The sequence below is a fragment of the Kitasatospora sp. MMS16-BH015 genome, from assembly GCF_002943525.1.
Taxonomy (GTDB): domain Bacteria; phylum Actinomycetota; class Actinomycetes; order Streptomycetales; family Streptomycetaceae; genus Kitasatospora.
The window spans coordinates 4,082,091-4,094,716 of the sequence record NZ_CP025394.1 but is presented as its reverse complement, the minus strand read 5'-3'; the positions used below and the strand labels follow the sequence as shown (position 1 = coordinate 4,094,716).

At 73.0% G+C, this 12,626-nt stretch carries 7 protein-coding genes; all 7 read right to left on the bottom strand.

Annotation, left to right across the window (positions count from 1 at the left end; translation table 11 throughout):
- Positions 1 to 89: 89 nt before the first annotated feature.
- Positions 90 to 764 (bottom strand): Crp/Fnr family transcriptional regulator, encoded by a 675-nt coding sequence (locus CFP65_RS17640; protein ID WP_104817006.1) that lies wholly within the window; start codon positions 762 to 764, stop codon positions 90 to 92.
- A 199-nt stretch (positions 765 to 963) separates the two neighbouring features.
- Positions 964 to 1,839: a hypothetical protein gene (locus tag CFP65_RS17635; RefSeq protein WP_104817005.1), complete on the bottom strand. Its 876-nt coding sequence runs from the start codon at positions 1,837 to 1,839 to the stop codon at positions 964 to 966.
- Complete coding sequence (locus tag CFP65_RS17630; protein WP_254552435.1) at positions 1,836 to 3,938, bottom strand: polysaccharide deacetylase family protein; 2,103 nt, start codon at positions 3,936 to 3,938, stop codon at positions 1,836 to 1,838. Before CFP65_RS17630 ends, CFP65_RS17635 begins: the two co-directional genes overlap by 4 nt.
- A 100-nt stretch (positions 3,939 to 4,038) precedes the next feature.
- The gene (locus tag CFP65_RS17625) at positions 4,039 to 5,424 is read right to left on the bottom strand and encodes a glycosyltransferase (RefSeq protein ID WP_104820950.1); all 1,386 of its coding nucleotides are present in this window, start codon (positions 5,422 to 5,424) and stop codon (positions 4,039 to 4,041) included.
- A 386-nt stretch (positions 5,425 to 5,810) separates the two neighbouring features.
- Positions 5,811 to 7,154 (bottom strand): nucleotide sugar dehydrogenase, encoded by a 1,344-nt coding sequence (locus CFP65_RS17620; RefSeq protein ID WP_104817004.1) that lies wholly within the window; start codon positions 7,152 to 7,154, stop codon positions 5,811 to 5,813.
- Between the two features lie 428 nt (positions 7,155 to 7,582).
- Complete coding sequence (locus CFP65_RS17615) at positions 7,583 to 9,403, bottom strand: putative Ig domain-containing protein (RefSeq protein WP_305778274.1); 1,821 nt, start codon at positions 9,401 to 9,403, stop codon at positions 7,583 to 7,585.
- A 298-nt stretch (positions 9,404 to 9,701) separates the two neighbouring features.
- Entirely contained in the window at positions 9,702 to 12,599 is a 2,898-nt protein-coding gene (locus CFP65_RS17610; RefSeq protein ID WP_104817002.1) for a helix-turn-helix transcriptional regulator, read from the bottom strand.
- Between the last annotated feature and the right edge of the window lie 27 nt (positions 12,600 to 12,626).

The window sequence follows — 12,626 nt, the reverse complement described above, 5'->3', positions numbered from 1 at the left end:
ACGGCGCAACAGCTTCACCGTGATGGGTGGCTGGTCGCGCAGTTCCTCGCGCCCCTGCTGTGCGCCCTGCGGGCGCACAGCCAAAGAGATCAGCGGCTGCGGCGCGACAGGCGCTCGACGTCCATCAGGACGACGGCGCGGGCCTCCAGCTTGAGCCAGCCGCGGCCGGCGAAGTCGGCGAGGGCCTTGTTGACCGTCTCGCGGGAGGCGCCGACCAGCTGGGCGAGCTCCTCCTGGGTGAGGTCGTGGGCGACGTGGATGCCCTCCTCGGACTGCACGCCGAAGCGGCGGGAGAGGTCGAGCAGGGCCTTGGCGACGCGGCCGGGCACGTCGGAGAAGACCAGGTCGGACATCGAGTCGTTGGTGCGGCGCAGCCGGCGGGCGATGGCGCGCAGCAGGGCGACCGAGACCTCGGGCCGGGCGTGCAGCCAGGGCTGGAGGTCGCCGTGGCCGAGGCCGAGCAGCTTGACCTCGGTGAGGGCGGTGGCGGTGGCGGTGCGCGGGCCCGGGTCGAAGAGCGAGAGCTCGCCGATCATCTCGCTGGGGCCGAGCACGGCGAGCATGTTCTCGCGGCCGTCGGGCGAGGCGCGGTGCAGCTTGACCTTGCCCTCGGCCACGACGTAGAGCCGGTCGCCCGGGTCGCCCTCGTGGAACAGCGACTCGCCACGGGCGAGCGTGACCTCGGTCATGGAGGCGCGCAGCTCGCCGGCCTGCTCGTCGTCGAGAGCCGCGAACAGCGCGGCACGCCGCAGAACGTCGTCCACGTGCATCCTCCTGGTGGTTGGGGCGGTACCTGTCCTCATGCCGGTACCCCTGAAACGCATGACATGCAGCATCAAGGATGACGCATGTCACTCCGATCATATGAGGAGGGGGTGGGGCAAGGGGGACGGTAGGCCGCCATCAGAGCGTGACGGCCCCCGTCCGAGCCCCGAGTGGGTCCGCCGGTGAGGGCGGACCCGATCAGAGTGCCGCGGCTGCCGGGACGGCGGTGAAGCCCCGGAAGTCGAGGTCGGTGTTGTCGACCCGCAGGCCGACGCCGCCGGCTCCGGTGATCCGCAGCGGGTCCTTGTCGATGGTGTCGAGCACGGTGTGCCCGTCGATCGACAGGATCAACCGGACCCCCTCCTTGTGGTTGACCGCGCTCGCCGAGACGGTGTGCCACTCGTTGTACGGGAAGGCGGCCTTGCCCTCGGCCACGGTGACGTAGTCGCCCTGCTCCCCGGCCGCGCCGATGCCCTGCGGGTCGGGGGTCTTGCGCTTGATCACCACGACCCCGTCCCGGCGGCGGAAGCTGAGCGCGTAGAGCTGGTCCGGGCTGTGGTAGCGGAGCCAGATGTGCGCGCCGTCCCAGTCCTGCTTGGGGGTGCGGGAGGTGGTGGTGGGCGGCTGGAGCCGGACTTGGGTCTGCACGGTGCAGTCGCCGAAGTCGCGCCGCTTGGTGACCAGCCGGAAGACGGCCGAGCCGTTGTGCTGGCTGGAGGAGGCGCCGGGGGACTGGCCGTCCGGCACGCCCGTCCAGCCGTCACCGTTGCGGGTGAAGAGCGAACCGCTGGTGACCACCCAGTCCGGGCTGTCGTGCGCGTCCTTGGCGTTCGGGCTGCGGAAGGCGTACTCGTTGGTCACCAGGCCGGTGCCGGCGAACTTGGCCTTGAACTCGGTGGTGCCGTCGTCGCTGTCACCGTCGTCCGAGCTGCCCAGCAGTTCGTAGGCGGCCAGGGCGCCGCCGCCCAGGACCAGGGCGGCGGCGGTGCCGATCAGCAGGCCCCGGCGGGAGGGCTTGGGCTCCTGCGGGGCGGCCGTCTCGGGCTGGGGGGTGTCGTGCAGGGGGGTGCTCACAGAACCTCCGCGGGGACGACCTTGAAGTTCCGGGCCGTGGGCCAGGCGTGCCGGGTGACGTCCCGGTACGCCGAGAAGGCCACGCCGCCGGTCTCGCCCTTGGCGGCGAGCTGGAGGTGGACGGTGCCGTCCACGGTGATCCAGGTGGCCTGGCTGCCGACCGTGATGGTGATGTCGTGGTGGTCGGCGTCGGCCAGCGACTTGGTGTCGACCACCTTGCGGTTGTCGGCGCTGCCGGAGAGCACCCGCAGGCCGCGCCGGGAGACCTCCACGCTGATCGCGTCGGCGCTGCCGACCCGGACCCAGATCGCCCCGGAGACCTGCGGGGTGTTGAGCCGGCCGACGGTGCCGCGCACGGTGTACTGGGTCCAGCCCGAGGTGCGGGCCTGCTCGTACGCCGCGTAGTCGGAGAGGGCCAGGCCCTGCGGGGCCAGGCCGTCGCCGCCGATCTTCATGCCCGAGGGGTCGCCGGGGGCGGACTCCCAGGCGGCGCCCGGGTCGAGCAGCACGGCCTTGGCCACCGTCAGCGAGGTCGCGCCGTTGCCGCCGGTGGGCGGGGTCTGGGAGACCTTGAGCTCGGTGAACTTGGGCCAGTGGGCGCTGTTGGCGCCGTTGCGCACGCTCAGGCCGATGCCGCCGGTGGCCTCGGTGCCCGTCACCTTGGAGGTGTAGGCCAGCTCGGTGCGGTCGTCGACCAGCACCTTGGTGGTGCTGCCGTTCACGGTGACCTTGAGCTTGTGCTGCGGCTGAGTGACCAGCGGCTTGGTGGCGACCTGCTCACGCTTGTCGCCGGAGCCCCGGAAGACGCCCACGTTGGAGCGGCTGAGGCTGACGGTCAGCGGCTCGCCGCTGCCGGAGCGGACGGTCAGGCCGATGTTGTTGTCGTCGGCCAGGTCGGCGATGGTCGCCTCGGTGGAGTAGTCGTTCCAGTCCGCCGAGGTGAGCGGCAGGTACTCGGCGGAGACGTAGCCATTGGTGCCCGGGTAGGGGCCGGCGCCGGTGAGCGCGCCGATCTCCTTGGCCTGGGTGCCGTCGTTGTGCACCCAGCTCTCGGGCTGGTTCAGCGGGTCGTCGGCGACCGGCGGCACCTGGGTCCACTGGGCGATCTCGTCCAGCAGGCTCTTGGCGGTGGTCTTCTGGTAGACCTCCAGGCGCTGCACCTGGCGGGCCCCGGCGGCGCGGCGGCTGGCGGGCAGCTCGCGCTTGGAGACGTCGGTCAGGGTGGCGACGAAGTGCTGCTCCAGCATGCCCTGCAGGGAGGGACCGGGGACGGGCAGGTTGGCCCGCTCGCTGGTCTCCGAGAACGGGTAGGCGAACATCAGCGGCTTGGGCAGCCCGTGCGCGGCCATGGTCGCGATCGAGGTGGTGATGTCCTTGGTGAAGCGGGCCTGGTACTCGGCGACCGTCTCGATCCGGTTCTCGGCGGGCAGCCAGAGCCGGTTGGCCAGCGCGGAGGCCTCGGTGCCCTTGGCGTCCACCGCGCCGCGCCAGTGCAGGTCGAAGGTGTGGTCCTGGAAGTCCCAGCGGCCGGAGGCGGCCATCCGGGAGATCTCCTCCCAGGAGAGGTAGTACGGCCGGTTGTGGTCGACCCGGCCGGAGATCAGGAACGAGGCCGCGTGCATGTGGTGCTTGGCCAGGATCCGGTCGCCGTAGACCCAGAGGCCGTTGGTGCCGTCGTCGAAGGTCATGTAGACCGAACGCTTCGGCGCCGGGCCGCCCTTGAGGTAGTCGACGAACTCGTCGGTGGTGAGGCTGCGGTAGCCCGCCGCCTCCAGCGCCGTGAGCTGCTCGTCGAACGCCTGCGGCGTGATGATGTACGGGCTCTCGCTCTTGGGGTTGATGTCGTGGAAGGTCAGCACCACGGGCGCGGCGGTCTCGGGCAGCTTGCCGTTGCCGGCCGTGAACGAGGCCATCGCGGCGTGGTCGAGCTTCACCGCCGGCGGGGCCACCTGCGGGGTGACGTCCCGGCGGAAGGTGTAGTACTTCCAGCCCGCGTAGAACGGCATCGCCAGCACGGCGAGCGCGGCGCAGGCGAGCACCAGGCGGGAGACCCAGTGCGTCACGCCCCGCTTCATCGGGGCGGTGCGACGGGCGCTCACAGCAGGCTCCCTCGGGAGAGCACGATCGCGTAGACCGCGATCACGAAGGCGGTGGTCAGCACGGCCGCGATCCCCTTGGCCAGGTTGGTCAGGGCGTTCTTCACGTGGCACTCCTCGACCAGACGCCGCGTCGGATGGTGGCCATCGAGTACGGGAGCAGCCAGGCCAGCAGCACCGAGGAGAGCAGGCTCATCACCGGCCGGTAGCGCCACCGGGTGTCGCCCGGGTTGTCGATCTTGAAGGCCAGGCCCCAGATGAGGCCCTTGAGGATGACCCCGCACAGGTAGAGCAGGGTGAGGAAGGCCATCCCGTGGATCGGCGCCCAGACCAGGTGGCGGAAGGCCATCACGGGGGCGGCGACCACCCAGAGGGCGTGGCCGTAGTAGAGCAGGGCCGGGCCGAGGCCGCGGCGCCACATGAAGGTGCCGGTGAAGCAGAGGTTGCGGATGAAGCTCTTCTTCCAGCGGATCTGCTGCTTCATGAACGGGCGGAAGCGCGCGGGCACGTTGGTCCACACCCGGGCGGACTGCACGTAGCCGATCCGCCACTGGCGCTCGGGGTAGTCCTCGGCGGTGACGAACGGCGAGTCGGCGTACTGGCGCTTGAGCGCCTTGCCCTTCCACTTCTGGCCGAGCACGTAGCCGGTCAGCTGGCGGTCGGTGGCGAAGCGGAACGGCGCGCCCAGGAAGCGGTCGCCGGCCCAGGCCGGGAAGTAGTTGTAGACGGCCTCCTTGCGGAAGACGGCCAGCGGGCCGGAGACGCAGGTGACCGAGCCGAAGGTGGACTCGGCGGCCTTGGCGATCCGGAACTGGCCCTCGTACCAGACGTCCTGGGCCCGGGTGAAGATCGAGACCGGCGCGTTGAGCGCCCGGCAGTGGCCGGAGACGGCGCCCAGCTCGGGGTGACGGACCATCGCCTCGACGCACTTGCGCAGCGCGTCGGGGGCCAGGATGCAGTCCGAGTCGGTGAAGGCCAGGATGTCGCCGTCGGCGATCTCGCAGGCCTTGACCAGGGCGTGCTTCTTGCCGAGGTTCTTCTCCAGGTAGAGCACGGTGATGCCGAGCTCGGCCTCCAGCCGGCGCAGCACGTCCCGGGTGCCGTCCTCGGAGAGGTCGTCCACCACGATGATCTGCAGGTCCGGGTAGTCCGAGTCCGCCATCGAGCGGACGCAGTCCTCGATCGCGTCCTCCTCGTCCTTGACGGCGAGCAGGAAGCTGACCCGGGGGTTGGGCTTGAGCACCGGGAAGCCGTCCAGCTTGCGCGGGCGCTTGCGCAGCTCGCGCACGGACGGGTCCTCGTACTTGCTGTACGCGATGTAGATCATCGCGATGGTGCCGAGCAGCACGATGAAGCCGTAGCCGAGCACCAGCGGGCTCTGCGGCAGGCGCGGGGCCTCCCGGGCCAGCAGGAGCAGCAGCGGCAGGATGCAGAGCAGGGTCAGCACCCGGCGCAGGCCGTGCCGGACGGCCGGGTCCATCCCGTCCATCGCGCGGCCGAGCGGCCCGGGCTTGCGGGCGTTGGCCCGCACGCCCTCGGGCAGCCAGGGCAGCACCCGGCCGGCCACCGGGTCGGGCTGGGCCTGCGGCTTGCTCAGCCGGATCGGCTCGGCCGGCCCGGCCTGCCCGGGCAGGTCCTCCGGGCGGAGCCTGCGCAGCTGCTGGGTGCGCTCGCTGACCGGCTCGTGGTCGGGGGTCTGGTAGCTCCACGACCGGTCCGGCGCGGGGACGAACCCGTCCGGCACGTGGCTCTGCTCGTCGTTGTAACCCCTGAACTCGGCGTGCGAGGGGTAGGGCTGGTACGACTCGTACGGCTGCTGCTCGGGCTCGGGCTGGCGGGGCTCGAAGAAGCCGCGCTCCGGCGAGGGCGGGAGGCTCACACGACCGCCTTCGAGGGGAGGCCGGCCAGGCGGTAGGTGGCGTCGAGCACCTTGCCGTGCTCGGCCAGCCAGCCGAGGTCGGCGCCGGGGTGCACGGTGTGCACGACCACCAGGTCCCACTTCTCGGCGGCCGGGTCGGCCACGCCCTGCACGGTCTCGCCGTGGATCCGGGCGGAGGTGACCAGCGGGTCGCTGAAGGAGACCTCGGCGCCCAGGGCGGCGAGCTCCTCGATGATCTCCAGTGCGGGCGATTCGCGCAGGTCGGCGACGCCCGGCTTGTAGGCCACGCCGGAGATCAGCACCCGGGCGCCGGCCAGCGGCACGCCCCGCTCGGCGAGCAGCTCGCGGACACGGTTGACCACCTGGCGGGGGCGGCTCGCGATGGCCGTCATGGCGGTGTCGACCAGCGGGGAGGAGACCCGGAGCTTGCGCAGCTGCCAGAGCAGGTAGTGCGGGTCGCAGGGGATGCAGTGCCCGCCCACGCCCGGGCCGGGGAAGAACGGCATGAAGCCGTAGGGCTTGGTGGCGGCGGCCTCGATGATCTCCATCGGGTCGAGGTCCAGTGCCCGGCAGTTGTCGGCGAACTCGTTCGCCAGGGCTATGTTGACGGCCCGGAAGGTGTTCTCGAAGAGCTTGCTCATCTCGGCGGCCTCGGGCGAGCCGACCCGGTGCACCGAGGGAGCGGTCAGCGCGAGCAGCTCGGCGGCCAGCTCGGTGCAGCGCTCGGCGACCCCGCCGACCACGCGCGGGGTGCTGTCCTGGGTGTGGCGGGAGTTGCCTGGGTCGATCCGCTCGGGCGAGAAGGCGACGTGGATGTCGGTGCCCGCGGTCAGACCGCGCGCGGCCAGCGGCTCGACCAGCAGGTCGCGGGTGGTGCCGACGTAGGTGGTGGAGGTCAGCATCAGCAGCTGGCCCGGCACCGCGTGCTCGACCACGGTGGCGCAGGCCCCGGCGAGCGCGCCGAGGTCGGGCACCAGGTGGGCGTCGACCGGGGTGGGCACGCAGACGATCACCGCGTCGGCCCCGGCCAGCGCGGCCGGGTCGGCGGTGAGGGTCAGGCGCGGGTCGCTGACGTACTCGGCCAGCCGGTCGAGGTCGGAGGGCAGCAGGTCCACGTCCTGGCGGCGGATGGCGTCCAGCCGGTGGGTGCTGACGTCGATGCCGATCACCTGGCTGCCCGCGGCGAGCAGGGCCAGGGCGCTGGGCAGGCCCACGTAGCCGAGGCCGATCACGGCCACCGTCGGCAGCTCCGTGCGGTCTTCGCCGAGGCGCTGGCCGGGGAGGGCGGTGGCTGCGGCGCTCGGTACGGGCTCCGCGAGCGCGGTCTTGGATGTGGGCATGGAATCTCCACGGGCAGTGGTGAGGGCAGGCGCCGAACAGGGGTCGGCCGCTCCGAGGGCTGAGTCGATCCGGGGTGTACGGCGGACGGCCCCACCCGAGATTCGTCCCATTCGGGAAGGATGTGGTGTGGGTGGCGACACTGGCAAATGCGCCTGGACGTTCATGAGTTCGGCTTCACCGTGGTTTTTTAGCCGGACTTAGTCCGATATGTCGTACTGTTACTTCGCGGTAAGGCTCGAACTGCCTTACCAGACGCCCCAAAGTGTGATCCAACTGAGATCATTCCCCCTGTGACGGAATTCGCCCTTCACGGAGCTGACACAAGGGGCGGACTGTGCTCCACAACCATCTGACGAACCATCACAACGCGCGGGTGCCCCGCCCGGCCGGGGAGGCGGCGGGGCGGGGCACCCAGGGGTGATGGCGGCTAGCAGGCGCCCTGGTCGGACCAGACGGCCCAGGAGGCCGGCGCGCCCGGGGTGGCCCCGGTGGAGTACCAGGTGGAGAGCCACTTGTGGCCGTTGTAGGAGACCTGGTCGTTCGGCACGTAGGAGGTGGCGGCGCTCCAGGCCGGCAGGTTGCCGCAGCCGGTGCCGCCGCCACCGGTGACCGTCCAGCCGAAGGTCACCGAGCCGGAGGCGGTGCCCGAGGTGGCCGTCACCGTGACGGTGGAGCTGCCGGCCGTGGTCGGGGTGCCGGTGATCAGGCCCGAGGAGCTGATCGAGAGCCCGGCGGGCAGGCCGGTGGCGCTGTAGGTCAGGGCGTTGCCCGCCGAGTCGCTGCCCGCGATCTGCAGCGAGACGGCGGTGCCCGCCGCGGTGCTCTGGGTGCCCGGGTTGCGGAAGGTGACCGTCTCGCCGCCGCCGCTGCCGACCGTCCAGGTGAAGCTGGTCGAGCCGGAGGCGGTGCCGGAGCTCGCGGTGACGGTCACCGTGGAGCTGCCCGAGCCGGTGGGCGTGCCGGTGATCAGGCCCGAGGAGCTGATCGAGAGCCCGACGGGCAGGCCCGTGGCGCTGTAGGTCAGGGACTTGCCGGCCGAGTCGCTGCCGGTGATCTGGAGCGAGACGGCCCCGCCGCCCTTGGTGGCCTGGTCGCCCGGGTTGGTCACGGTCACCGTCTCGCTGCCGGCGCCGCCGGCGGTGAAGCCGCTCACCCCGTTCGGGGTGCCGAGACCGGTCGGGCCGTCGTAGCCGGGGCCGGCGGTGCAGATGTACGAGATCGAGCAGGAGCCGTTGTTGCCCGAGGTCACGTCGTTGAAGGCCGAGGTGTGCAGGTACGGGTACTGCGCGGCCCTGTCGCCGGCGGCCGGCGCCCCCGCGAGCGCCCAGGCGCCCGCGATGATCGGGGCGGCGGCGCTGGTGCCGCCGTAGACCGACCAGCCGGAGCCGCCGTAGGTCTGGTAGACCGCGACGCCGGTGGCCGGGTCCGCCACGGCGGAGACGTCCGCCTCCGCGCGGCGGGAGCAGCCGGTGTCCTTCTGCCAGCTCGGCTTGGCGACGTAGGCCGAGCAGCCCGAGCCGGTGCCCTCGGAGGAGCTGGTCTTCCAGACCGTCTCGCTCCAGCCCCGGGCCGAGGAGTCCCGCCTGAGCGCGGTGCCGCCGACGGCGGTCACGTACTGGGAGGTGGCCGGGTACTCGGCGCCGGTGTTGGAGTCGCCCGCGCTGACCGTGATGGCCACGCCCGGGTGGTTGAAGTAGGCGGCGTCGGCGGAGGTGACGGTGGAGTCCTCCGAGCCGCCGTAGCTGTTGGAGACGAACTTGGCGCCCTGGGCCACGGCCTGGTTCACGGCCGTGCCGAGGTCGTCCTGGTTGGCCGAGGCGGCCTCCACCAGCAGGATGTGGCAGGACGGGCATACGGCGCTCACCATGTCGACGTCGAGCGATATCTCGCCCGCCCAGCCGGTGTCGGCGGTCGGGTAGTTGCTGCCGCCGTTCTGGTCGATCTTCTTGAAGCAGCCGTTCGCGGTGGTGCAGGCGGGGAGGCCGTAGTTGGACCGGTAGGCCGCCAGGTCGGATTCGGCGTTCGGGTCGTCCATCGCGTCGACGATCGCCACCGTCTGGCCCGAGCCGCCGGCCGGCAGCCTGTAGGCACTGGTCAGGTCGGACGGGCCGAAGCCGGAGGCGGCCAGCCCGTGCAGGTCGGTGCGCTTGAGGGCCAGGCAGGCCAGCTCGCCCGGGTGGGACGGCGCGGCGCAGGAGCGGGTGACGGTGGGCGCCGCGGCGTGGGTGGCCGGCCCGGCGACGGCCACGCCGGTGAAGGCGGAGGAGGTCAGCGCGACGAACAGCCCGACGGCCGAGAGCAGCGCCGACCGTCCGAGGCGTACCGAATGGGTCGTGTCCACTCGGATTCCTTTCCTGAAGTGGCCCCTGGGTGGGGGCGGACCGGGCCCGGGTGGAGTGGGGGTGCTGTCGTGTCCCCGGGCCGAGCGGAAACGTAATCCGATGGCTATGTACGGTCAATGAATCGAAGTCAGATCGCCACCCTTGACCTTCGGTTGCAAAGTCGAGGGGTCACCCTTGCGGTGGCGCGGGAGGGTACGGGCAGGTTCAGCCGGCGATCCGGCGCAGGGTCAGCTGGGTGCGGTCGCGGATGCCGTACCGGCGGTAGAGCCGGGTCAGGCAGCCCTCCACCGCCTTCACCGAGACGTGCAGGGCGGCGGCGATCTGCCGGTTGGTCGCGCCCTGCTCGACCAGCTCCACGATCTGGCGCTCCGGCTCGCTCAGCGCCGCCGTGGGGCTGTCCAGCCGGGCCAGCTGGCCCCGGGCATGGCGCAGCCAGGGCAGGCACTGGGCCGTGGCGAACAGGCCCGCCGCCGTGCGCAGTTCGGTCCGGGCGGCGGCCCGGCGGCGGGCCCGGCGCTCCAGCTCGCCGAGGGTCAGCCGGGCCCGGGCCAGCTCCAGCGGGTACGGGTGCGCGGCGGGCAGGGCCGCCCGCAGGGCGTCCGCCGCGCCGCGCGGGTCGCCGGCCAGGCCGCGCAGCAGCGCCCCGCCCCGGGCCAGGCCGAGCCGCACCACCCGGCGGTCCAGCCGCTGCGCCTCGCCCGCGGCCTCGGCCAGCACCGCCTCGGCCCGCTCGGCCGCGCCGGTGCGGGCCAGCGCCTCGACCAGATCGGCGTCCACCAGGAAGAGCGCCGGGTCGGTGAAGCCCAGGCCGCGCAGCGAATCCCGGCAGCTGCCCAGGTGTTCGGCCGCCTGCGGCAGCCGCCCGAGCAGCAACTCGGCACGGCCGAGCAGCCCGTGCGCGTACCCGGTCCACTCGGTGTCCCCGGTCCGCTCGCCCGCGCTCAGCGCCGCCCCGGCCAGCTCGGCCGCCCGCTCGGCGGTACCGCCGTTGAGCTCGGCGGCGGCGCTCAGCACCAGGGCCGGGCCCTGGGTGGCACCGAACTCGGCCCGCATCCGACCGCCCAACTCGCCGGCCTGGTGGGCCTGGGCGCAGAGCCCGGCTCGCTCGTGCACCGAGGCCACCAGGTGCAGCACGTCCGCCAGGTCCTTGACCCGGCCGGCGTGCTCCACGTCCCGGCGCAGCGCCGTCACCGCCTGCACCGCCTCGGCCGTCTCCCCGCAGCGCAGCAGCCAGATCACCAGGCAGCACCGGACCTGCACCGCCGCCGCCGTCAAGGCGGGCCGACCGGCGGCGAGTTCGGCCGCCCGGCGGAGCTCCCGGCCGGCCTCGGCCGGGGAGTGGCGGACCCGGTGCTGCTGAGTCTGCTGCTGATGCTGTTGGTGGTGCGGGGCCTGGCCGTACTGCATCTGGATGGGGGCGCGGAGTGCGATCACCTCGATCTGGCGGTCGACGTCCCTGCTCAGTTCGGCGTGCCGCTCGGCCTCGGCCAGGGCGGTCAGGCCCTGCTCGATCCGGCCGGTGCTGAAGGACTGGTTGGCCCGGTGGAGTTGGACGTCGGCGCGCAGTCGCTGGTCGTCCGCCGCGTCGGCCTCGGCGGCGTCGAGCAGGGCGGGCACTCCGGCCCGGTCGCCGCCGGCGAGCTCGACCAGCAGCAGCCGGGCGCCGACCCGGGCGGCCCGGCTCGGTCCGCGCAGCACCGTCTCGCAGGCCGCCCGGGCCTGCTCGGCCAGCCCGGCGTCATAGGCGTGCCGGGCCGCTGCGAGCTGCCGTTCGGCGGCCAACTCCGGTTGGTGGGAGCTGCGTTCGGCGGCGAGCTGGGAGAGTTCGGCAGCCAGCCCGGGAGCGCCCCGGCTGACGGCGATCCGGGCTGCATCGGCCAACTCCTGTGCCAGTTCTGCCGGTTCGCCGACGGTCGGGGAGCCGGTGTCGGCCAGTGCCCGGTGCCGGGCCCGCTCCAACGGGTCGTCCAGAAGCCGGGCGAGGGTGGCGTGGCAGGACCGGCGATGCTCAGGGGTGGCGTCGGCGTAGATGATCTCGCGCAACAGGGGGTGGGCGAAGCGCAGTTCGCCGCCGGGGCCCTCGGACAGCACCCCGGCGGCAATGGCGGTGGCCAGCACTTCCGACGGCGCCGAGGGGGCCGACTGGGTGGGTGAGGTCGGTGGGGTGGCGTCGGCTCCGGGCTCGGGCTCGGCTCCCGGGTCGGCCGCGGCGAGCAGGCGGCGGTCCGGGCGGGCGGCGGCCGCGGCCAGCAGCAGCGGGCCGAGCGCCGGGCCGGGGAGGGCGGCCAGGCGGTCGGCCAGCAGGGCGCGCAGGTGGTCCGGGACGGGCAGCGGCTCGTCGGTCTGCACCGGGGTGCGGGAACGCAGGGCCGACTGGGCGAGTTCGAGCGCGTAGTAGGGGTTGCCGCCACTGGCGGTCTGGATCCGCTCGGAGATCCGGTCGGTGGGGGCCAGGTCGAGCCGGGTGCGCAGCAGTTCGCCGATCACCGGGCCGGGCAGGGTGCTGACGGCCAGTTCGGTGCGGGGTTCGGGCAGCAGCCCGAGGCAGCGCGGCTCGCGGCCCTCGGCCAGCCGCTCGGCGGCGGCGAACTGCACCCGGTGGCCCGGTAGTCGGCTCTGCGTGCGGTGGTGCTGGAGCCGGCGGGCCGCGAAGCCGAGTACCAGGGCGCTGGCCGGGTCCAGGCAGTGCGCGTCGTCCAGCACCAGCAGCACCGGCCGGTCGGCCGCGAGGGCCCGGAGCAGTTCGAGCACGGCCACCCGGATGGCGAGTTGGTCGGTGGCGGCGCCGTCGGCGGGGGAGCGCAGCAGCACCACGTCGAGCACGGCGCGCAGGTGCGGGGCGAGCAGGCCGTCCCGTTCGGCCACCGGCTGGGCGAACAGGTCGTACAGCGCCAGGTACGGCAGACTCGCCTCCACCGCCGAGGAGTTGCTGCGCAGCACCAGGGTGCCCGCCTGCGACGCCTCGGCGTCCAAGGCGTCCAGCACCGCCGACTTCCCGATCCCGGCGGGGCCGGTCAGCAGCACCCCACCGCCGTCCGCGAGCCCGGCCCGGCAATGCCCGAGCAGCTCGTCGCGCCCCAGCAAGGCCGTCGCGTCGCTCATGGGGGAAGTCTCCCCCGGACGGCGCGA